We start from the raw sequence: 22676 nt of genomic DNA on the forward strand, positions 1-22676 counted from the left end.
TCATGAACTATCGTATTATTCCGGTTACCGCGTTCGCGCAGAACTGTTCTTTAATCTGGTGCGAACAAACCAGGCTGGCGGCGCTGGTGGATCCCGGCGGTGATGCTGAGCGAATCAAACAGGAAGTCACCGCGGCAGGCGTCAGCCTGATGCAAATTCTGCTGACGCATGGCCATCTCGATCACGTTGGTGCGGCGGCGGAGCTGGCGCAACATTATGGCGTGCCGATTATCGGGCCGGAAAAAGAAGATGAGTTCTGGCTGGAAGGATTACCGGCGCAGAGCCGGATGTTTGGTCTGGAAGATTGCCAGCCGCTTCAGCCGGATCGCTGGTTGAACGAAGGCGATGTAGTCAGCGTGGGGAACGTCTCTCTGCAGGTGTTGCACTGTCCCGGTCATACTCCAGGGCACGTGGTCTTCTTCGATGCCGCTTCCCGACTGCTGATTTCTGGCGATGTCATATTCAAAGGTGGGGTGGGGCGTAGCGATTTCCCTCGTGGCGACCATAGCCAGCTGATCGATGCGATTAAACGCAAACTCTTGCCGTTGGGCGATGACGTATCGTTTATTCCTGGCCATGGCCCTATGTCGACGCTTGGGTATGAGCGTCTGCATAACCCATTCCTGCAGGATGAGATGCCTGTCTGGTAAATTTGCCGGAAGAAAATAGATGAAAAGGCCGCGAATGCGGCCTTTTGCTTTTGCTACAGAGCGGGCTTACAGTACGGCAACAATCGCTTCGCACAGCGGCGCCATATTGTCTGGCGTCATGCCCGCGACGTTAATACGCCCGGATGCCACGGCGTAAATCGCAAACTCTTCGCGTAACCGCAGGACCTGCTCTTTGGTCAGGCCGCTAAACGAGAACATCCCGTTTTGCTGAATGATGAAAGAGAAATCGCGGCTGGCGCCTTTTTCCTGCAGGGTATTAACGAACAGCAGACGCATGCGCTGGATGCGTTGGCGCATGTCGGTTAACTCTTGTTCCCAGATGGCGCGCAGCGCGTCATTGCTGAGAATGGTCGCCACTACCGAGGCGCCGTGAGCCGGCGGGTTAGAGTAGTTTGCGCGGATAACGGACTTCATCTGGCTGAAGGCGCGGTCTACCGTTTCCTGGTCAGCGGCAACCAGCGTGCAGGCGCCTACGCGTTCGTTATACAGGCCGAAGTTTTTCGAGTAGGAACTGGCTACCAGCAGCTCTTTATGCAGCGCGGCGAAAGCGCGCAGGCCTTCAGCGTCCTCTTCCAGGCCCCGGGCAAAGCCCTGGTAGGCAAAGTCAAACAGCGGCAGCCAGCCTTTCTCTACGGAGAGCTGCGCCAGCTGTTGCCACTGTTCCAGCGTTGGATCGATACCGGTTGGGTTGTGGCAGCAGCCGTGGAACAGAACCACGTCACCGGCCTGCGCTTCGTTCAGGCTGGCCAGCAGTCCATCGAAGTCGAGTTTGTGGTTTGCGGCATCGTAGTAGGTATATTCGCGAACGTCGAGTCCGGCTGAATTGAATACGCTTTTATGGTTCGGCCAGCTTGGGTTGCTCACCCAAATACGTTTAACGTCGGTATTCTTCGCCAGAAAATCAGCGGCAACGCGCAGGCCGCCTGTACCACCGGGAGTCTGGGCGGTACGAGCGCGTTTATCATTGATAATCGCGCTGCCTTTCCCAAACAGCAGCTCCTGAGTGCAGCGACCAAACTCTGGAATACCATCAATACCCAGGTAATTTTTGGTGGTTTCATTTTCCAGCAGATACTGTTCTGCTTTCTTCACGCTAGTCAGGACCGGTGTTTTACCCGTTTCATCTTTATAAACACCAATTCCAAGATTAATTTTTGTTGGGCGGTCATCGGCACGAAACAGATCGGCCAGGCCCAGAATTGGGTCGGCAGGGGCGGCGGTAATGTTCTCAAACATGACGAGGTTCCATTGTGATTACTGAAGGGAAATCCGCTATCAGGTTAACGGGAGTTATGTTAATTGCCAACCGTTTGCGACAAAAAGCGAGAAGGTTTTTAAAAGTTACGATCTTCCTCTCAGGAACGCAGAAAAGCAGGACCGAAGTCCTGCTTTTTAGGCATATCACGAAGGGGTGTACTGCAAATTAGAACTGGTAAACGATACCAACCGCTGCCTGATCGTCGGTCGCGACTTTCGCAGCACGGGTGTAGTCGTTGTCGTCCAGCTGGTTGAATTTATACGCAGCGTAGACGTTCATGTTTTTGTTGAAGTAGTACCAGGTACCCACTTCGACGTATTTAACCAGGTCAGCATCGCCGCCGGAGAAGCCAGCGCGGGAGCGCAGGTCTTTACCTTTAGTCTGTACGTAGCCGATGGACGGACGCAGGCCGAAATCGAACTGATACTGAACAACGGCTTCAAAGTTCTGAGTTTTGTTAGCGAAATAGTTGCCTTCGTTTTCCGGAGTCATGTTGTAGGTCTGAGAGTACATGACTGCAGCGTAGATGTTGTTCGCATCATACTTAGCGGAGGTTGCCCATGCTTCAGCTTTTTCGCCCTGACGGTCTGCTTTCTGGTCGCCGCTGCGGCTGGAGTTAGCATAACCAGCGGACAGCGCTACACCGTTGTCAAACGCGTAGGTAGCCGCGGTGCTGAAGCCGTCGCCGTTTTGTTTCTTCACAGCGCGTTCTTTGTTTTTACCCTGGTACTGCAGCGCAAAGCTCAGGCCATCAACCAGACCGAAGAAATCAGAGTTACGGTAGGTCGCAACGCCGTTGGTACGCGCGGTCATGAAGTTGTCGGTGTTGGTCCAGCCGTCGCCACCCCATTCAACCAGCATATCGGTTGCCGCTTCAACGTCGTAGATGGCGCCGTAGTTACGACCGTAGTCGAATGAACCGTATTCACCGGCTTTTAAGCCAGCGAAAGCCAGACGGGTTTTCGTGGTCTGGGAGCCTTCAACGTTGGACGCATCCATGTTGTATTCCCACTGGCCGTAACCGGTCAGCTGATCGTTGATCTGGGTTTCGCCTTTCAGGCCGATACGGGCGTAGGTGGTGTCGTCGCTGCTGGTGTCACCGTTAGTGGTCCAGACGTGCTCGCCAACCATTTTTCCGTAAAAGTCGAGTTTGTTGCCGTTTTTGTTATAGATTTCTGCAGCGTTAGCTGCACCGGCTACCAGCAGGGCAGGAATTACCGCTGCCAGAATTTTGCGCTTCATCATTATTTATTACCCTCATTTATATTTTTTTATGAACACTTGCCACTGCCGCCAATACGTTTCGTCAATAAAAATTTACGGAACTATTGATGATAGTTTGGTGTCTGGAGGCATCTTTCCATTCAGAACAACGTTTCGCTAGCCTGAAAATGCTACCAATATCTCATATGAGTAACAAAAGGAAATTCTATGTAACTAAATGTGTATTTTTGGGAACTTTGTGAACTCTATCAACATTCCGTCCCTGTTCGCTGACAAAATCAGCTCTCTTTATATATCTATATGAATTAATTATGATTAATTTAGATAACAGAGGGGTTGTGCATTTTACAGCTGCTTTTTGCTTTTTTTTTATTCAGATCTTGTCGTTGCAAGATGTGCGGTGGTTGATTAAATAGTGAGCAATATAATCAGCAGGTTTGACGATTTTTGGGCATTAAGTGCGATTTGTAACTTCAGGTATGAGCGAAATAGTGCGTAACATATTTATGAATTTCGCGGGTTGATGTTTAAATTTCCTGAAATTCGTTAACGTAAATTGACATAAAAAAAGGCCGGCTTGCGCCGACCTTTGCGTGAGATAACAAAAAAATCAGAATGTGGCGTTACGTGGAGTGCGCGGGAACGGAATGACGTCACGAACGTTCTGTACGCCGGTCACATAGGCAATCAGACGCTCGAATCCCAGACCAAAACCGGAGTGCGGCACGGTGCCGTAACGGCGCAGGTCGCGGTACCACCAGTAGTCTTCTTTATTAAGACCCATTTCCGCCATGCGCGCGTCAAGTACGTCCAGGCGTTCTTCACGCTGGGAGCCGCCGATAATTTCACCGATACCCGGCGCCAGAACGTCCATTGCGGCGACGGTCTTCCCGTCTTCGTTAAGGCGCATATAGAACGCCTTGATCTCTTTCGGGTAGTTTTTTACGACTACCGGCGCTTTAAAATGCTCTTCCGCCAGATAGCGTTCGTGCTCGGAGGAGAGATCCACGCCCCAGTACACCGGGTTTTCGAACTGCTTACCGCAATTTTCCAGAATGGTGACCGCGTCAGTGTAATCCACCTGAGCGAAATCCGCGGAAACGAAACGTTGCAGACGATCGATCGCATCTTTATCAACGCGTTCGGCAAAGAACTGCATGTCATCTGCCCGCTCTTCCAGAACGGCTTTGAAAACGTACTTCAGCATCGCTTCCGCCAGGCCTGCCACATCGTTCAGATTAGCAAAGGCGACTTCCGGCTCCAGCATCCAGAACTCTGCCAGGTGGCGGGTGGTGTTGGAGTTTTCCGCACGGAAGGTTGGGCCGAAGGTGTAGATTTTGGATAGCGCGCAGGCGTAGGTTTCGCCGTTCAGCTGGCCAGAAACGGTCAGGAATGACTCTTTACCAAAGAAGTCCTTATCGAAATCGACTTTGCCCTGATCGTTGCGCGGCAGGTTTTCCAGATCCAACGTGGAAACGCGGAACATCTCGCCCGCACCTTCGGTATCGGAAGCGGTAATCAGCGGGGTAGAAACCCAGAAGAAACCCTGTTCGTCAAAGAAGCGGTGCAGCGCCTGCGCCAGGGTATGGCGAACGCGCGCCACGGCGCCAATCAGGTTGGTGCGCGGGCGCAGGTGGGCAACTTCACGCAGGTATTCAATGCTATGGCGTTTAGCCGCCATCGGATAAGTTTCCGGATCGTCTACCCAGCCGCTTACTTCAACATGACTGGCCTGAATCTCAAAGCTCTGGCCCTGACCCTGGGATTCCACGACTTTACCGGTCACGATGACTGAACAGCCGGTGGTCAGGCGCAGCACTTCCTGATTGTAATTGGGAAGAGAATTACTAATAACGGCCTGTACAGGATCAAAGCAGGAACCGTCATAGACGGCGAGGAAAGAAAAGCCAGCTTTAGAATCTCGGCGGGTACGCACCCATCCGCGCACGGTGACTTCGCTGTCAACGGCAACGCGGCCCTGGAGTACGTCGGCTACAGGCACAACGCTCATAATAGTCTCTCTTGTTAGTCCAATAGAAAAATCTGTATACCCCTTCGACAGGGGGATATCTATGTTACCTGTCATCTTCCATCAGACAAGTAGATTTCGCGCAAGAAAGGGGTGTTTTAGGAAATAAATAAGGAGATTGTCTCCTTTACGACGGGAGAGCCTGATATTAAGAGAGTTTTGAGCATTGCCTTTATCCCGCGCAGGGCATTTCGCAATGAAAACAGGGCGGTGAATATGAAACACTTTTCTGAACGGAAAGGGGGATGATAATAAAAATGCGTCCGGTTTTACGGACGCATTTTTTCGCACAGTGTTAGCTGGCTTTTTTGACCGGCGGCAGATCGAAGGCTTTACGCAGGGCGCGCACGAAGGCTTTATCGTGGCAAATCGTTTTACCCGGGCTATCGGAAAGTTTCGCTACCGGCTTGCCGTTGCACTCCACCAGCTTAATAACAATATTCAGCGGCTTAACCTGGGGAATATCGCAGGTTAAACGTGTGCCGATACCGAAGCTCAGATTGACCCGTGAGGAGAAGTGGCGATAAAGATCGACCGCTTTCGCCAGGTCGAGATTATCAGAAAATACCAGCACTTTGCTCAGCGGATCGATGCCCAGCTTCTTGTAATGGGCAATAGCCTTCTCGCCCCATTCTACCGGATCGCCGGAGTCGTGGCGCAGCCCCTGATAGCGGGTTGCAAATTCCGGCCCGAAATCGCGCAGGAAAGCGTCCATCGTGATGCAGTCAGTCAGTGCGATACCTAACCGATCGGGATACTCTTCCAGCCAGGCCGCGAGGGCCGCGCGCTGGCTGCTGGCCAGGTTCGGGCTGATCTGCTGGTGCGCCTGGAACCATTCGTGCGCCTGGGTTCCCATTGGCGTCAGGTTAAGCCGACGCGCCAGATCGTAGTTGCTGGTGCCGGTGAACCACGGCTCCTGCTGCAGACGCTGAACAATGGCCTGCTGCACCTCGCGTGAGAAGCGGCGGCGAGTACCGAAATCCATCAGGCGGAAGCCGGACATATCGACATCAGCGGTGAGACGGTTAAAGTCGGACAGCTTATGTTCAAGGGTATTCAGCGCTGTCGTCACGGTGATTTCCGGCGAGCGGTAGTGGTGCACCAGCTCGCTTATCACCGCCAGCAGCGGAACCTCCCACATGATGACTTCAAGCCATGGCCCGGACAGGCGAATATTCAGCTTACCGTTGTCATTAGTGACGGTAACCTGGCGCGGATCGTAGCGGAAGCCGCGTAGCCAGTCGAGATAATCTGGCGCAAAGAAGGGCAGGCTCGACAACCAGTGATATTCATCGTCCTGCAGCCTCAGGTCGCGCATCGTCTCAACCTGCTCGCGAATCGCATCGGCGTAGATGCCGAGCAGATCGTCCCCGCGGCAGCTGAACTCCGCCGCAACCTGTACATCATTGTAGCGGTGGAAGACAGCCTGCTGCATATGCAGCTTGTAGGCATCCGTATCAAGCAGCGAATGCAGTACAGGAGAAGTGAATTGGGTCATGGTGCGCAGTAGCATCCTCTCACTGGAGCGTTTCCATCAAAACCAAAGCGGTAAAAGGAGGCGGAGTATACCTGTAATACCCGACTCTGTCCCGCGGCGACGGCTGATGGCGACGCTAACGGTCATTTGCGAGGCCTAGTTTAATATATTGAACACGCATCACACCACAAGCTTTGCGCCTGGTCGAGCGCATTTCGTGCCTCTGGTGTTATCAGAATGTAGCAATTTTCATGTTTAGCATTGAAAAGATGAAGATTCTGCATAGCGAGATTTGTGCAACAGGAATAGACTGAGTCGACACTTTACAGGACATGCTAAAGGTTTTTTATGACACAACAGCCCCAAGCCAAATACCGCCACGACTATCGTGCGCCGGAGTATCTGATTAGCGATATCGATTTGACCTTTGACCTGGATGCCGCGAAAACCGTTGTTACGGCTGAGAGCAAGGTCTCCCGCCACGCGGCTGCGTCTGATGTGCCATTGCGTCTGGATGGCGAAGACCTGACGTTGGTTTCTCTGCTGGTTAATGGTCAGCCGTGGAGCGACTATAAGGAAGAAAATAACCAGCTGGCGATCGGCGGATTGCCGGAACATTTCACACTCACTATCGTCAACGAAATCAGCCCGGCGGCCAATACCGCGCTGGAAGGGCTGTATCAGTCCGGCGAAGCGCTGTGTACCCAATGCGAAGCGGAAGGTTTTCGCCATATTACCTGGTACCTTGACCGTCCGGACGTGCTGGCGCGCTTCACTACTAAAATTATCGCCGACAAGGCCAAATACCCGTTCCTGCTCTCCAACGGTAACCGCGTAGCCCAGGGGGAGCTGGAGAATGGTCGCCACTGGGTTCAGTGGCAGGATCCGTTCCCCAAACCGTGCTACCTGTTTGCGCTGGTGGCCGGTGATTTCGACGTCCTGCGCGATACTTTCAAAACTCGTTCGGGACGTGAGGTTGCGCTGGAGCTGTATGTAGACCGCGGCAACCTCGATCGCGCTCCATGGGCGATGACTTCGCTGCAAAACTCAATGAAGTGGGACGAAACCCGCTTTGGCCTCGAGTACGATCTTGATATCTATATGATTGTCGCCGTTGACTTCTTCAACATGGGCGCCATGGAGAACAAAGGGCTTAACGTCTTTAACTCTAAATACGTGCTGGCGCGCACCGATACCGCGACCGATAAAGACTATCTGGATATCGAGCGCGTCATTGGCCACGAATATTTCCATAACTGGACGGGTAACCGCGTAACCTGTCGCGACTGGTTCCAGCTCAGCCTGAAAGAAGGCCTGACCGTTTTCCGCGATCAGGAGTTCAGTTCCGATCTCGGCTCACGTGCGGTCAACCGCATCAATAACGTGCGTACTATGCGCGGTCTGCAGTTCGCCGAAGATGCCAGCCCGATGGCGCATCCGATTCGGCCGGATAAGGTTATCGAGATGAACAACTTCTACACCCTGACGGTGTATGAGAAGGGCGCTGAGGTGATCCGCATGCTGCATACGCTGCTGGGCGAAGAGAATTTCCAGAAAGGAATGCAGCTGTACTTTGAACGCCATGACGGCAGCGCCGCGACCTGCGATGATTTTGTCCAGGCGATGGAAGACGCTTCGAACGTTGATCTATCCCACTTCCGCCGCTGGTATAGTCAGTCCGGGACGCCGATCGTTACCGTCCATGATGACTACAATCCAGAAACGGAGCAGTACACGCTGACCATCAGCCAGCGCACGCCGCCGACCGCTGAGCAGGCTGAGAAGCTGCCGCTGCATATTCCGTTCGATATCGAACTCTACGACAACGAAGGCAAAGTCATCCCGCTGCAGAAGGGCGGTCACCCGGTGCATCATGTGCTGAACGTGACGCAGGCGGAGCAGACTTTTGTTTTCGATAATGTCTACTTCCAGCCGGTACCGGCGCTGCTATGCGAGTTCTCTGCCCCGGTGAAGCTGGAGTACAAATGGAGCGATCAGCAGCTGACTTTCCTGATGCGCCACGCGCGTAATGATTTTTCCCGCTGGGACGCGGCGCAGAGCCTGCTGGCAACCTATATCAAACTCAACGTTAACCGCCACCAGCAGGGGCAACCGCTGTCGCTGCCGATCCACGTAGCCGATGCTTTCCGCGCCATCCTGCTGGATGAGAAGATCGATCCGGCGCTGGCGGCGGAGATCCTGACGCTGCCTTCGGCGAATGAAATTGCTGAGCTGTTTGCGATTATCGATCCGCTAGCTATCGCCGCGGTGCGTGAAGCGCTGACCCGTACGCTGGCGAAAGAGCTGGCAGACGAGTTCCTGGTGATTTACAACGCCAACAAGCTTGACAGCTACCGCGTTGAGCATGCCGATATCGGCAAGCGTTCTCTGCGTAACACCTGCCTGCGCTATCTGGCGTTTGGCGACGCGGAGCTGGCGGATAAACTGGTTAGCGCGCAGTATCACCATGCGGACAACATGACCGACGCGCTGGCGGCGCTGGCGGCGGCAGTCGCTGCCCAGCTGCCGTGCCGTGATGCATTGATGCAGGAGTATGATGATAAATGGCATCAGGACGGCCTGGTGATGGATAAATGGTTTATCCTGCAGTCAACTAGCCCGGCCGATAACGTCCTGCAGACGGTTCGCGGCCTGCTGAATCATCGTTCGTTCAGCATGAGTAACCCGAACCGCGTCCGTTCTCTAATCGGCGCTTTTGCCGGCAGCAACCCGGCGGCGTTCCATGCCGAAGACGGCAGCGGCTATCAGTTCCTGGTGGAAATGCTCACTGAACTGAACAGCCGTAATCCACAGGTTGCGTCGCGTCTGATTGAACCGCTGATTCGTCTGAAACGCTATGATAACAAGCGTCAGGCGCTGATGCGCGGGGCGCTTGAGCAGCTGAAAGGTCTGGAGAATCTTTCCGGGGATCTGTTCGAGAAAATCAGTAAAGCGCTGGCATAACGCCAGCGCGAGTCCAAACCTGTCGCCCCGCTCGCGCTGCGCGAGCGGGGGAACGTCGCAGTCGTTAACCGTGGCTCACCAAGCGTGGCGAGGATTCATTCTTGCCGCGCTGCATCACCCGATGCAGCACTTCCGCTTCCAGTTCGGCCAGCTTCGCCGAGCCGGTGCGCCGCGGACGGGGGATGTCCACCAGCAGATCCAGACCTATTTTTCCCTCTTCTATCAGCAATACGCGATCGGCCATCGCCACCGCCTCGCTGACGTCGTGGGTGACCAGCAGGACGGTAAAGCCATGATCCTGCCACAGAGAAACGATCAGATCCTGCATTTCCAGACGAGTCAGCGCGTCGAGTGCGCCGAGCGGCTCATCAAGCAGCAATAATCCAGGACGATGAATTAACGCACGCGCCAGCGCTACGCGCTGCTTTTGCCCGCCGGAAAGCGCTGCAGGCCATTCACCGGCGCGGTCTTCAAGGCCAACGCTCGCCAGGGCCTTAAGCGCCGCCTCACGCCACTGGCCTTTCAGCCCCAGTCCGACGTTGTCGATCACCGTTTTCCACGGCAGCAGGCGGGCATCCTGGAACATCATCCGGGTATCGTCCTGGATTTGTGCCAGCGGCGTCGAGCCCGCCAGCAGCTGGCCGCCGTTGGGCTTTTCCAGCCCAGCCAGCAGCCGCAGCAGCGTACTTTTACCGCCGCCGCTGCGACCGACCACCGCGACGAATTGCCCGGTGGGGATATGCAGATCGAGTTCATTCAGAATCGTCTTGCTGCCGTAACGCTTGCTTACGCCGTTTAACAGCAGCGGAATTCCGGGATTAAGACGCGCGGTTGTCATGCGCTGGCCTCCTGAAGGTGATAAGCCGGATTCCAGCGCAGCCAGACGCGTTCAAGGAGCTGTGCGCTGAAGTCGGCCAGTTTGCCGAGAATAGCGTAAAGAATAATGGCGACGACTACGACATCGGTCTGCAGAAATTCGCGAGCGTTCATTGCCAGATAGCCAATACCGGCGTTAGCAGAAATGGTTTCCGCAACAATCAGCGTTAACCACATCAGGCCGAGCGCAAAGCGGATACCGACCATAATTGAGGGCAGGGCGCCGGGCAGGATCACGTGACGGAACAGCGCAAAGCCCGATAAGCCATAGCTGCGAGCCATCTCTACCAGTCCTCGGTCAATGTTGCGGATGCCGTGCCAGGTGTTGATATAAATCGGAAACATCGTCCCCAGCGCCACGAGGAAAATTTTGGCGCTTTCATCAATGCCAAACCATAAAATGACCAGTGGAATCAGGGCGAGGTGCGGCACGTTACGTAGCATCTGAATAGAGGTATCCAGCAGGCGTTCTCCCCAGCGCGAGAGGCCGCTGATAAGCCCGAGAACCAGACCAATGGAGCCACCAATACTGAAACCAATAAGTGCCCGCCACGAGCTAATGGCCAGATGCTGCCATAGTTCGCCGCTGGCGGAGAGCGTCCAGAAGGCTTTGAGCACGCCTTCCGGCGACGGTAAAATCCGGGTGGAAAGCCAGCCGATGGAGGAGGCGAATTGCCAAATAATCACGCTGCCCACCGGTAAAAGCCAGGGAGCTATGCGGATGAGAAATTTTTGCGAAAGCGTCGCCATGGAGTATTCCTTATTCGCTAGCGTATTGCCCTGTTAAGGGTAATACGCTGGTCGTTAAACGTGCTCAACCCGCTGTAAGGTTTTCAGCGCCGGCGCGCGGCTGCTGGGGCGATGCAGCGCCTGCCAGAAAGTTTCCAGCGCCAGGTCGAGGCGACCCTGCAGATTCGGCGTAAACTGCGGTTTATGCTGATAATCCGTGACCTGGCTATCGTCAGCAAAAACGCCGTGGAGGATCTCCTGAGCTTTCAGCGCATTGAGTACCGGTTTTAAGGCGTAATCCACCGCCAGCATATGCGCGATGGTCCCGCCGGTAGCCAGCGGCAGAACGATTTTGCCTTCCAGCGCGCGTTCCGGCAGCAGATCAAGCAGCGTCTTGAGTGCGCCTGAAAAAGAAGCCTTATAGACCGGCGTGGCAATAATCAGCCCGTCCGCGCCGGCAAGCTGTTCATTAAGCGCGTGAAGAGCGGGGTTATCGAAGCGAGCATAGAGCAGGTCTTCCGGGGCAAAATTCTGCAGGTGCCAGTGGCAAACCTCGATATCCGCCGCGGAGAGGGTCTCTCTGGCGTATTCCAGGAGTGCGCTGGAGCGGGAAGGGTAACGCGGGCTACCCGCAAGTGTTATGACTCGCATATTCTCTCCTTATAACCAAATATTTTCATTTATCTATAATTGATAACATTTAGCCGCAGTGTGACAGAGCGCTTATCTTTCCCTAAATGATTTATCCGGCGTTGGATTGTCAGAAAGCGCATAACGAAGGGGGAAAAGTAAACGTTTGCGTCGGAGATAAGATTTTTTGTCGTAGGTCAATTCCCTTTCCGGGGTGGATCGCACATAATACGCCCCCGGTTTGCACACCGGGAATCCAGGAGAGTTCATGTACTACCCCTTCGTTCGTAAAGCCCTTTTTCAGCTCGATCCTGAGCGCGCTCATGAAGTCACTTTTCAACAATTACGCCGTGTTTCGGGTACCCCGCTGGAAATGTTGGTTCGCCAGAAGGTGCCGGCTAAGCCGGTGACCTGCATGGGACTCACATTCAAGAACCCGCTGGGCCTGGCCGCCGGGCTGGACAAAAACGGCGAATGCATCGATGCCCTTGGCGCAATGGGCTTTGGTTCCATTGAAATTGGTACCGTAACGCCTCGTCCGCAGCCGGGCAACGATAAGCCAAGGATCTTCCGCCTGGTTGATGCCGAAGGTTTGATCAACCGCATGGGCTTTAATAACCATGGCGTGGATAACCTGGTAGAGAACGTAAAAAAAGCGCATTTTGACGGCATTCTGGGGATTAATATCGGTAAGAATAAAGATACCCCGGTAGAGCAAGGCAAAGATGATTACCTGATTTGTATGGAAAAAATCTACGCTTACGCCGGATATATCGCCATTAATATCTCCTCGCCGAATACCCCGGGCTTGCGTACGTTACAATACGGAGAAGCTCTCGACGATCTGCTCTCTGGTATTAAAAATAAGCAGCGCGAACTCCAGGAAAAACATCAAAATTATGTTCCGCTGGCAGTAAAGATCGCTCCGGATCTTTCCGTCGAGGAATTGATCCAGGTTGCGGACAGTTTAGTCCGACATAATATTGATGGGGTCATTGCCACCAATACCACTTTGGATCGTTCACTGGTGCAGGGAATGAAACATTGCGATGAAACCGGTGGGCTTAGCGGGCGTCCGCTGCAGCTGAAAAGTACCGAAATCATCCGTATGCTATCTGAGGAATTAAATGGTCGTCTGCCAATTATCGGCGTCGGCGGTATTGACTCAGTGATTGCCGCTCGTGAAAAGATAGCCGCCGGTGCGACTCTGGTGCAGATTTATTCCGGATTTATTTTTAAAGGTCCGCCGCTGATTAAAGAAATTGTTACCCATATCTAATCTTTTCCCCTTCTGATACTCCACCAGGGCTTTATTTATAGCCCTGGTTGTTTTATATTCCTTCATTGTTGCTTATTTAGACATTTTAGTCTTTTCTTAATTTTTGAAATATTCTGTAGCAGTTTTGCTGTTTATTGCAGATGGATGTGAAAGAGGACGGGGGTAGAAATGCGGATTAAACCTGACGATAACTGGCGCTGGTATTACGATGAAGAGCATGACCGCATGATGCTCGATCTGGCTAATGGTATGTTATTCCGATCCCGTTTTCCCCGCCGGATGCTGACGCCAGATGCCTTCGCCCCTTCCGGATTTTGCGTTGATGACGCCGCACTCTATTTTTCATTTGAAGAAAAATGCCGCGACCTTGAATTATCCAAAGAACAGCGCGCTGAATTAGTGCTCAATGCGCTGGTCGCCATTCGTTTCCTTAAGCCGCAGATGCCGAAAAGCTGGCATTTCACTACTCATCAACCGAGCTGGCAGCCCGGTACCGGTGATGCCGCTAGCGCATGGCTGAGCGATACCGGTCAGCAGGTTAATCTGCTGGTGGTTGAGCCCGGCGAAAACGCTGCGCTGTGCCTGCTAGCGCAGCCGGGACTGACGCTTGCCGGGCGAGTGATGCAGTTGGGGGACGTGATTAAAATTATGAACGACCGACTGCAGCCAGCGACCGCCGTCGCCAGCTACAGCCTGGGCCAGGCGGTTTAAGGCGCCAGCCTTACCGCGGTTTTCGGTACGCAGCTGCAGCACAAAATGGTGCCATCGGCGGCGACCGCATTTTTCTTCAGCGCGCTGACTTCCCCTTCTTCCAGACGGATGCGACAGCTGCCGCAAATCCCTGCCCGGCAGGAGTAAGGAATGCGAATTCCCTGCTGTTCCAGCTGCTCCAGCAAGATCTGCTGATTATTACCGGTAAAGCTCAGTCCCTGCCACTCAATTTCCACCGTTGCGTTCTGCTGAGTCTCAGGCGCCAGCGAATTGTCGCTTTCCCCGGCGCCGTAGGCCTTCGCCGGGCCGCGGGCCAGCACTTCTAACTCATCGCCGACGCGGATCGTGCCGCTATTTCGCGCGATCAAATTCTGGCCAAAATCAACATCGCCATTATCCAGCGCCGTGCGGAATCCCTGTAGGGTGGTTAATGGCTCACCGCCAGGGTGCTTTTGCCCACGTTCCGCGCTGACGGTTGTCAACACGCAGCGGCTGCAGGGTTTCGCGACATCAAAAACGACCTCGCCAATACGCACCACTTTCCAGGTATCTTCCTCCCAGGCGGCCGCGCCGGTCACCAGCAGATTCGGGCGAAATTGTTCTATGCTTACGCTGGCCGGACAGCGATTTTGCAGGTCCCGCAGCGAGGCCTCATTGGCCAGCAGATAGGGAAAGCCGTCGGCAAAGGAGAGGGGGACGGCATCGTGACGTTTTACCCGACGGCTAAGCTCTGGCCCCAGCCAGCGCAGCTGAACGCTGCGGTTGAAAAAACCGCTTAGCCACTGGTTCACCCCGGCCGGGGCAATCAGGGCGGTAAAATGGTTGCCCCAGACTTCGGTCGGCTCCTGCTGCACGGAGAAATCGCTGAAGCGCACGATCGCGCTACTGCCGTCCGGAGCGGTCAGATGCAGACCATCATGGAGCGGCGCGGGAGTAAACTTGACCATTTGCGGGAACTGACGAGCGGTGATAAAGGTGCCATCGGTTTCCGTCACCATAAATATACGATCGAAGGCCAGCCCGCTGATGTCTGCATAAGCGTGGCTCAGGCCAATTCCCCGCATCGATTTGACGGGATGAATAAAAAGTCGCGAAAGGGTTACCATACGCTGCCCCTGGCTTTAAAAATAAGCCTTTAACTTTATGACATGGGGCGCATATTGGCTATAATGCGCACCAATTTTCTTTTAGTAAAAGTGACGATATGAATTCTCTGTTTGCCAGTACGGCTCGTGGGCTGGAAGAGCTGTTAAAAACTGAACTGGAAGAGCTGGGCGCGGTGGACTGCCAGTTGGTCCAGGGCGGGGTCCATTTTCAGGGAGATACGCGACTGCTGTATCAAAGCCTGATGTGGAGCCGACTGGCTTCGCGGATTATGCTGCCGCTGGGGCAGTGCAGCGTATACAGCGACCTGGATCTGTATCTTGGCGTGCAGGCCATTCCATGGACGGAGATTTTCAGCCAGGATGCCACTTTTGCCGTGCATTTTAGCGGGCTGAACGAAGAGATCCGCAACAGCCAGTATGGGGCGCTGAAGGTTAAAGATGCCATCGTCGACAGCTTTACGCGTAAGAATTTGCCGCGTCCCAACGTCGATCGCGAAAACCCCGATCTGCGCGTTAACGTCTGGTTGAATAAAGAGACCGCTCATATATCTCTGGATCTCAGCGGCGAGGGCCTGCACCTGCGCGGCTACCGCGACGGTACCGGTATGGCGCCAATCAAAGAAAACCTGGCCGCGGCGATAGTGATGCGTTCCGGCTGGGCTACCGGTACGCCGCTGCTCGATCCCATGTGCGGTTCCGGTACGCTGTTGATTGAAGCGGCGATGCTGGCGACCGATCGGGCGCCGGGTTTACACCGCGGCCATTGGGGTTTCGGCGGCTGGGCGCAGCATGATGATGCTATCTGGAAAGAGGTGAAGTCCGAGGCGCAAACCCGCGCCCGTCAGGGGCTGGCGGCGTATGAGTCGCGCTTTTACGGTTCCGACGTTGACGCCCGGGTTATCGAACGCGCGCAGCGTAACGCCCGCCGTGCCGGTATTGGCGAGCTGGTTACCTTCGAAGTGAAAGATGTCGCCCAGCTGAGCAACCCGTTGCCGAAGGGCCCTTACGGGACAGTGATTAGCAACCCTCCATACGGCGAGCGTCTGGAGAGCGAGCCGGCGCTGATTGCCCTGCATAGCCTGCTGGGGCGGATTATGAAAAACCAGTTTGGCGGCTGGAACCTGTCGCTGTTTAGCGCCTCGCCGGATCTGCTGAGCTGCCTGCAGCTGCGCGCCGATAAGCAGTTCAAAGCGAAAAACGGCCCGCTCGACTGTGTACAGAAGAATTACCACCTTGCGGAAAACGAAGGCGGCAAAACCGCGATGCTGGCGGAAGATTTCGCCAACCGCCTGCGTAAAAACCTGAAAAAATATGAGAAGTGGGCGCGCCAGGAGGGTATTGAATGCTATCGCCTGTATGATGCCGACCTCCCGGAATACAACGTCGCTATTGACCGTTACGCCGATTGGGTTGTGGTGCAGGAGTATGCGCCGCCGAAAACCGTTGACGCGCATAAAGCCCGTCAGCGTCTGTTCGATATTATTGCTGCCACCATTGCCGTGCTTGAGATTGCGCCGAATAAGCTGGTGTTGAAAACCCGCGAGCGGCAGAAAGGTAAAAATCAGTACCAGAAAATGGGCGAAAAAGGTGAATTCATTGAGGTGCAGGAGTATAACGCGCGTCTGTGGGTTAATCTGACCGACTATCTGGATACCGGGCTGTTCCTCGACCACCGTATCGCTCGCCGCATGCTGGGGCAGATGAGTAAAGGTAAAGACTTCCTCAATCTGTTCTCCTATACCGGCAGCGCCAGCGTTCACGCCGGCCTTGGCGGCGCGCGATCCACGACTACGGTTGATATGTCGCGTACCTACCTCGAATGGGCTGAGCGTAACCTGCGCCTCAATGGTTTAACCGGTCGCGCGCATCGCCTGATGCAGGCCGATGTACTGGGCTGGCTGCGGGAGACGACCGAACAATTCGACCTGATCTTTATCGATCCGCCCACCTTCTCCAACTCAAAGCGTATGGATGACGCCTTTGACGTTCAGCGCGACCATTTGCGTCTGATGACCGATTTAAAACGTCTGCTGCGTAAAGGCGGCACGATTATGTTCTCAAACAACAAACGCGGTTTCCGTATGGATCATGACGGGCTGGCGCAGCTGGGCCTGAAGGCGCAGGAGATTACGCAAAAAACGCTGTCTCAGGACTTTGCCCGCAACCGTCAGATTCACAACTGCTGGCTGATTACCGCAGCCTGAAAGGAATAAAGAATGTCTTTAATTAGTATGCACGGCGCCTGGCTCTCTTTCAGCGATGCGCCGCTGCTGGATAATGCTGAACTGCATATCGAAGATAACGAACGTGTCTGCCTGGTGGGGCGCAACGGCGCGGGTAAATCGACCCTGATGAAGATCCTCAACCGAGAACAAGGTCTTGATGATGGGCGCATTATCTATGAGCTGGATCTGGTTGTGGCGCGTTTGCAGCAGGATCCGCCGCGTGACGTCACCGGAACCGTGTATGACTTTGTGGCGGAAGGGATTGCTGAGCAAGCAGCATACCTTAAGGGTTATCACGATGTTTCGCAGCTGGTGATGACCGATCCGAGCGACAAGAATCTCAATGAGCTGGCGCGTCTGCAGGAACAGCTGGACAATTTAGGGCTGTGGCAGCTCGACAGTCGTATTAATGAAGTGCTGGAACAGTTGAATCTGGATCCTAACGCCGAGCTATCATCGCTCTCCGGCGGCTGGCTGCGTAAAGCGGCCCTCGGTCGCGCGCTGGTCAGCGGGCCGCGGGTGCTGCTGCTCGATGAACCGACCAACCACCTCGATATTGAAACCATCGACTGGCTGGAAGGTTTCCTGAAGATGTTTAAAGGCACCATCATCTTTATTTCGCATGACCGTTCTTTTATTCGCAATATGGCGACGCGCATTGTCGATCTCGATCGAGGCAAGCTGGTGACCTATCCGGGTAACTACGATCAGTATCTGCTGGATAAAGAAGAAGCGCTGCGCGTAGAAGAGCTACAGAACGCGGAGTTCGATCGCAAGCTGGCGCAGGAAGAAGTGTGGATCCGTCAGGGGATCAAAGCGCGCCGAACCCGTAACGAAGGACGCGTGCGGGCGTTAAAGGCCATGCGTCGCGAACGCGGCGAGCGTCGTGAAGTGATGGGCAGCGCGAAGATGCAGGTTGAAGAGGCCGCGCGTTCGGGCAAGATTGTGTTCGAAATGGAGAATGTTAACTACCAGGTTGATGGCAAGGTGCTGGTTAAAGACTTCACCGCCCAAATCCAGCGCGGCGACAAAATTGCGCTGATTGGCCCGAACGGCTGCGGCAAAACTACGCTGCTGAAGCTAATGCTCGGTCAGCTGCAGGCGGATAGCGGGCGTATTCATGTAGGCACCAAGCTGGAAGTGGCCTACTTCGACCAGCACCGCGCGGAACTTGATCCGGATAAAACGGTGATGGACAACCTTGCGGAAGGTAAACAGGAAGTGATGGTGAACGGCAAGCCGCGCCACGTCCTGGGCTATCTGCAGGACTTTATGTTCCATCCGAAACGCGCGATGACGCCGGTGCGTGCGCTATCGGGCGGCGAGCGTAACCGCCTGCTGCTGGCGCGCTTGTTCCTCAAGCCCAGCAACCTTTTGATACTCGATGAACCGACAAACGATCTGGATGTCGAAACCCTCGAACTGCTGGAAGAGCTCGTCGACGGCTATCAGGGAACCGTGATGCTGGTTAGCCACGACCGTCAGTTTGTCGATAATACGGTAACAGAGTGTTGGATCTTTGAAGGCGCAGGGCAAATTGGCCAATACGTTGGCGGCTATCATGACGCCCGCGGTCAGCAAGCGCAGTACCTCGCGCGTAAGCAGCCGGTTTCCAAAAAGAGTGTTGAAGTTGCTCAACCGAAAGCAGAAAGTGTCAAACGTGCTGCCAGCAAACTAAGCTATAACCTGCAGCGCGAGCTGGAACAGCTGCCGCAGAAGCTGGAAGAACTGGAAGCCCAGCTGCAGAATTTGCAGGAGCAGGTTGCCGACCCTTCTTTCTTTGGTCAGTCGCATGACCATACGCAGCAGGTACTGGCGCAGCTGAGTGAAGCGGAGCAGGCGCTGGAAGCCGCCTTCGAACGCTGGGAATATCTTGAAGGGCTAAAAAACGGCGCATAAGCTGAGGAGTTTTCATGTGCGATCATCATCATGCTGCGCGGCATATTCTGTGCCGACAATGTGATCTGCTGGTGGCTTTGCCGCAGCTGGAGCATCGCCAGAAAGCTGCATGTCCGCGCTGCGGAACGACATTGACAACGTCATGGGACGCGCCACGGCAGCGTCCTACCGCGTATGCGCTGGTCGCGTTGTTCATGTTGCTGCTGGCCAATTTGTTTCCCTTCATCTATATGAAGGTCGGGGGGATTAGCAGCGAAATTGAATTGCTGGAAATCCCGAACGTCCTCTTCACCGAGGACTATGCCAGCCTCGGCACGTTCTTTTTGCTTTTTGTCCAGCTGGTGCCGGCTTTTTGTCTGGTCACTATACTCCTGCTGGTCAACCGGGTGCGTATGCCATCCGGGCTGAAAGCGTTTCTGGCGCGTATTCTGTTTCATCTTAAAACCTGGGGAATGGCGGAAATCTTTCTCGCCGGGGTACTGGTCAGCTTCGTTAAGCTGATGGCCTATGGCGATATTGGCGTTGGCCTGAGCTTTGTCCCGTGGTGTATGTTCTGCGTATTACAGCTGCGGACGTTCCAGTGCGTGGATCGCCGCTGGCTGTGGGATGATATTGCGCCAATGCCGGCTATCAAGCAGCCGCTGAAAGTTGGCGTGTCCGGACTGCGTCAGGGGCTGCGTTCATGCTCATGCTGTACAGCGGTGTTGCCGATTGATGAGGCCGTCTGTCCGCGCTGTCATACAAAGGGGACTGCCCGGCGTAAAAACAGCCTGCAGTGGACGCTGGCGCTGTTAATGACTTCGCTAATCCTTTATATGCCCGCCAATATTCTGCCGATCATGATTACCGATCTGCTTGGCGATAAAATGCCTTCCACCATTATGGCGGGGGTGATCCTGCTGTGGAGCGAAGGATCCTATCCAGTGGCGATGGTGATATTCATCGCCAGTATTATGGTGCCAACCTTAAAAATGATCGCCATTGGCTGGCTCTGCTGGAACGCCAGCGGCAGGGGAGATCGCGACTCAGAGCGCATGCATCTGATTTATGAAGTCGTCGAGTTTGTTGGCCGCTGGTCAATGATTGATGTGTTTGTCATCGCAGTCCTCTCCGCTCTGGTGCGCATAGGTGGGTTAATGAATATCTACCCGGCGATAGGGGCGGTGATGTTTGCGCTGGTGGTAGTGATGACAATGTTTTCGGCCATGACCTTTGACCCGCGTTTGTTGTGGGATCGTGAGCCAGATTCAAGCCATGAGGAAAGACTGCAGCATGGAAAATAAGAGCGGAGAAGCGAAGGTGCAAAAGGTGAAGAACTGGTCACCGGTGTGGATCTTCCCGATAGTGACGGCGCTAATTGGCGCCTGGATTCTTTTTTATCACTATAGCCACCAGGGGCCGGAAGTGACCCTGATCACAACCAATGCCGAAGGCATTGAAGGGGGAAAGACCCGCATTAAAAGCCGCAGCGTTGACGTCGGCGTGATTGAAAGCGCAACGCTGACGGACGACCTGACTCACGTGGAGGTTAAAGCCCGACTGAATTCTGGCATGGAAAAACTGCTTCATCAGGATTCGGTTTTTTGGGTGGTTAAGCCGCAGGTTGGTCGTGAAGGTATCAGCGGCCTCGGCACGCTATTGTCCGGCGCCTATATCGAACTGCAGCCGGGGACCAAAGGCTCTGTCCCTGCGCAGTATCCGCTGCTGGATTCACCGCCGCTGGCCTCACCCGATGCGAAAGGCATTCGTATTCTACTGGAAAGTAGCAAAGCGGGTCAGCTGTCACCCGGCGACCCGGTGCTTTTCCGAGGCTATCGTGTAGGTTCGGTGGAAACCAGCACCTTCGATGCGCAAAAACGCAATATCACCTATCAGCTGTTTATTAGCGCGCCTAACGATCGGCTGGTCACTAATAACGTGCGTTTCTGGAAGGACAGCGGTATTGCGGTGGATCTGACCGCGGCAGGCATGCGCGTTGAGATGGGATCGCTGTCGACCCTGTTTGGCGGCGGCGTCAGCTTTGATATCCCTGAAGGACTACCGCTAGGGGAACCGGTGGCGAATAAAACCGAATATCATCTGTTTGACGATCAACGCAGCATTCAGGACTCTGTGTTCACTCAACACATTGACTACGTAATGTTCTTTAAAGATTCTATTCGCGGTCTGCAGCCCGGCGCGCCGGTTGAATTCCGCGGTATCCGTCTTGGGACCGTAGGCAAGGTACCATTCTTTATTCCAGGCCTGAAGCAGAACATAAACGACGATTACCGTATCCCGGTAGAAGTGCGAATTGAGCCGGAACGCCTGATCAATCAGTTAGGCGCCGATCCTGATATTCGTAAGCATATCGATGATCTAATGAATCGCGGGCTGCGCGGTTCGCTTAAAACCGGCAATCTGGTGACCGGCGCGCTGTATATCGATCTCGACTTCTATCCGAAAGCCCCTGCGCGCGGCAAGATGCAGGAATTTGGCGGTTATCCGATTATTCCGACCGTAAGCGGTGGTCTGGCGCAGATCCAGCAGCGCCTGATGGATGCGCTGGATAAGATTAATAATCTGCCAATTAATCCACTGCTGGAGCAGGCAACCAGTACGCTGGCGCAAAGTGAAAAAACCATGCAGCACGTACAGGCGACGCTCGACAGTCTGAATAAGATCACCTCAAGTCAGTCTATGCAGCAGCTGCCGGGTGATATGCAGAGTACGCTACGTGAACTTAATCGTAGTATGCAGGGCTTCCAGCCTGGCTCCGCGGCTTACAATAAGATGGTTGCGGATATGCAGCGTCTCGACCAGGTGCTGCGCGAACTGCAGCCGGTACTGAAAACGCTTAATGATAAGAGCAATGCGCTGGTATTTGAGGCGAAGGATAAAAAAGATCCGCAGCCGAAGGGAGCGAAATAATGAAGAAATGGCTAATAGCGGCGGCGGTATGCGCGTTGACGGCATGCAGCAGCGGCGGTGAGAGTAAAACTTACTACCAGCTTCCCGTGGCTCAGGGCGGCGCGCAAAGCGCCGCACACCAGAGCAAAAATTTGCTTTGGGTCGAGCAGGTCAGTATTCCGGATTATCTTGCCGGTAACGGAGTGGTCTATCAGACCACCGATGTTCAGTATGTGATTGCAAATAACAATCTGTGGGCGAGCCCGCTCGATCAGCAGCTAAGAACGACGCTGGTGGCGAACCTTAGCAATCAGCTTCCCGGCTGGGTCGTGGCTTCTCAACCGCTGGGTAGCGAGCAGGATACCCTAAACGTATCCGTCAGCGGTTTTCACGGTCGTTACGATGGTCGGGTTATCGTTAACGGTGAGTGGTTACTGAAGCATCAGGGACAGCTGATTAAGCGACCATTCCATATCGAGCTCAAGCAACAAGAAGATGGCTACGATGCGATGGTGAAAACGCTCGCTCAGGCCTGGACTCAGGAAGCGGCGGCGATTGCCAGCGAGATTAACCGCTTGCCATAAGTAAAATTAATAAGAAAAAAAGCCGCGGCGAAAATGAAAATCGCAGCGGCTTTTTTATTTGCCTCATCAGATTGTTACTTGTGCTGGTTCACAGTTTTTGTACAAATGAAGTTTCATGTAGCTCA

At 54.3% G+C, this 22676-nt stretch carries 17 protein-coding genes; 9 read left to right on the plus strand and 8 right to left on the minus strand.

Annotated features, from left to right (window positions below):
* The first annotated feature begins 2 nt into the window (after window positions 1-2).
* A complete protein-coding gene (locus ABLV12_RS18595; protein ID WP_004100733.1) occupies window positions 3-650 on the plus strand; it encodes an MBL fold metallo-hydrolase in 648 nt (215 codons plus the stop codon).
* 66 nt (window positions 651-716) lie between these two features.
* Here ABLV12_RS18595 and ABLV12_RS18600 read toward each other — a convergent pair whose 3' ends face one another.
* The 4 genes from ABLV12_RS18600 to pncB all read right to left on the minus strand — a co-directional run bounded on the left by ABLV12_RS18600 (window position 717) and on the right by pncB (window position 6680).
* On the minus strand, window positions 717-1907 hold the full coding sequence (locus tag ABLV12_RS18600; RefSeq protein WP_004100734.1) for an amino acid aminotransferase: 1191 nt from the start codon (window positions 1905-1907) through the stop codon (window positions 717-719).
* A 187-nt stretch (window positions 1908-2094) separates the two neighbouring features.
* A complete protein-coding gene (locus ABLV12_RS18605; RefSeq protein WP_004100735.1) occupies window positions 2095-3174 on the minus strand; it encodes a porin in 1080 nt (359 codons plus the stop codon).
* A gap of 589 nt (window positions 3175-3763) precedes the next feature.
* Window positions 3764-5164 carry an asparagine--tRNA ligase gene (gene asnS, locus ABLV12_RS18610; RefSeq protein WP_004100736.1) on the minus strand — a complete coding sequence of 467 codons (1401 nt, stop codon included), beginning with the start codon at window positions 5162-5164 and terminating at the stop codon, window positions 3764-3766.
* A gap of 313 nt (window positions 5165-5477) precedes the next feature.
* The gene (gene pncB, locus ABLV12_RS18615) at window positions 5478-6680 is read right to left on the minus strand and encodes a nicotinate phosphoribosyltransferase (protein ID WP_348867222.1); all 1203 of its coding nucleotides are present in this window, start codon (window positions 6678-6680) and stop codon (window positions 5478-5480) included.
* 327 nt (window positions 6681-7007) lie between these two features.
* Here pncB and pepN point away from each other — a divergent pair, with 327 nt between their 5' ends.
* Window positions 7008-9623, plus strand: coding sequence for an aminopeptidase N (pepN, locus tag ABLV12_RS18620; protein WP_004100740.1), 2616 nt, complete (start codon window positions 7008-7010; stop codon window positions 9621-9623).
* A 64-nt stretch (window positions 9624-9687) separates the two neighbouring features.
* Here the strand turns inward: pepN and ssuB are convergent, their stop codons facing one another.
* The 3 genes from ssuB to ssuE are packed head-to-tail and all read right to left on the minus strand — an operon-like array spanning window position 9688 to window position 11879.
* Window positions 9688-10461 (minus strand): aliphatic sulfonates ABC transporter ATP-binding protein, encoded by a 774-nt coding sequence (ssuB, locus tag ABLV12_RS18625; protein WP_004111897.1) that lies wholly within the window; start codon window positions 10459-10461, stop codon window positions 9688-9690.
* Window positions 10458-11249, minus strand: a complete 792-nt coding sequence (ssuC, locus tag ABLV12_RS18630; protein WP_004100742.1) for an aliphatic sulfonate ABC transporter permease SsuC — start codon at window positions 11247-11249, stop codon at window positions 10458-10460. Before ssuC ends, ssuB begins: the two co-directional genes overlap by 4 nt.
* A gap of 54 nt (window positions 11250-11303) precedes the next feature.
* Window positions 11304-11879 (minus strand): NADPH-dependent FMN reductase, encoded by a 576-nt coding sequence (gene ssuE, locus ABLV12_RS18635; protein ID WP_004100743.1) that lies wholly within the window; start codon window positions 11877-11879, stop codon window positions 11304-11306.
* Between the two features lie 247 nt (window positions 11880-12126).
* Here ssuE and pyrD point away from each other — a divergent pair, with 247 nt between their 5' ends.
* Window positions 12127-13137 carry a quinone-dependent dihydroorotate dehydrogenase gene (gene pyrD, locus ABLV12_RS18640; protein WP_348867223.1) on the plus strand — a complete coding sequence of 337 codons (1011 nt, stop codon included), beginning with the start codon at window positions 12127-12129 and terminating at the stop codon, window positions 13135-13137.
* Window positions 13138-13305: 168 nt separating this feature from the next.
* Window positions 13306-13848, plus strand: coding sequence for a cell division protein ZapC (zapC, locus tag ABLV12_RS18645; RefSeq protein ID WP_064345146.1), 543 nt, complete (start codon window positions 13306-13308; stop codon window positions 13846-13848).
* On the opposite strand, the gene ABLV12_RS18650 is transcribed toward zapC, so the two are convergent.
* Window positions 13845-14954 carry a YcbX family protein gene (locus ABLV12_RS18650; protein ID WP_016808052.1) on the minus strand — a complete coding sequence of 370 codons (1110 nt, stop codon included), beginning with the start codon at window positions 14952-14954 and terminating at the stop codon, window positions 13845-13847. The genes zapC and ABLV12_RS18650 overlap by 4 nt on opposite strands.
* 98 nt (window positions 14955-15052) lie before the next feature.
* Here ABLV12_RS18650 and rlmKL point away from each other — a divergent pair, with 98 nt between their 5' ends.
* Genes rlmKL through pqiC form a run of 5 tightly spaced genes read left to right on the plus strand, consistent with a single transcriptional unit; the run spans window position 15053 to window position 22551 of the window.
* Complete coding sequence (rlmKL, locus tag ABLV12_RS18655) at window positions 15053-17158, plus strand: bifunctional 23S rRNA (guanine(2069)-N(7))-methyltransferase RlmK/23S rRNA (guanine(2445)-N(2))-methyltransferase RlmL (RefSeq protein WP_348867224.1); 2106 nt, start codon at window positions 15053-15055, stop codon at window positions 17156-17158.
* Window positions 17159-17170: 12 nt separating this feature from the next.
* Window positions 17171-19078 (plus strand): ABC transporter ATP-binding protein, encoded by a 1908-nt coding sequence (locus tag ABLV12_RS18660; RefSeq protein ID WP_004100750.1) that lies wholly within the window; start codon window positions 17171-17173, stop codon window positions 19076-19078.
* Between the two features lie 14 nt (window positions 19079-19092).
* Window positions 19093-20361, plus strand: a complete 1269-nt coding sequence (pqiA, locus tag ABLV12_RS18665) for a membrane integrity-associated transporter subunit PqiA (RefSeq protein WP_004100751.1) — start codon at window positions 19093-19095, stop codon at window positions 20359-20361.
* Entirely contained in the window at window positions 20351-21988 is a 1638-nt protein-coding gene (gene pqiB, locus ABLV12_RS18670) for an intermembrane transport protein PqiB (protein WP_004100756.1), read from the plus strand. The genes pqiA and pqiB overlap by 11 nt, the downstream gene beginning before the upstream one ends.
* Window positions 21988-22551 (plus strand): membrane integrity-associated transporter subunit PqiC, encoded by a 564-nt coding sequence (gene pqiC, locus ABLV12_RS18675; RefSeq protein WP_064396703.1) that lies wholly within the window; start codon window positions 21988-21990, stop codon window positions 22549-22551. The genes pqiB and pqiC overlap by 1 nt, the downstream gene beginning before the upstream one ends.
* Window positions 22552-22676: the final 125 nt, after the last annotated feature.

Source organism: Klebsiella sp. CN_Kp100 (genome assembly GCF_040065315.1).
Lineage (GTDB): Bacteria > Pseudomonadota > Gammaproteobacteria > Enterobacterales > Enterobacteriaceae > Klebsiella > Klebsiella oxytoca.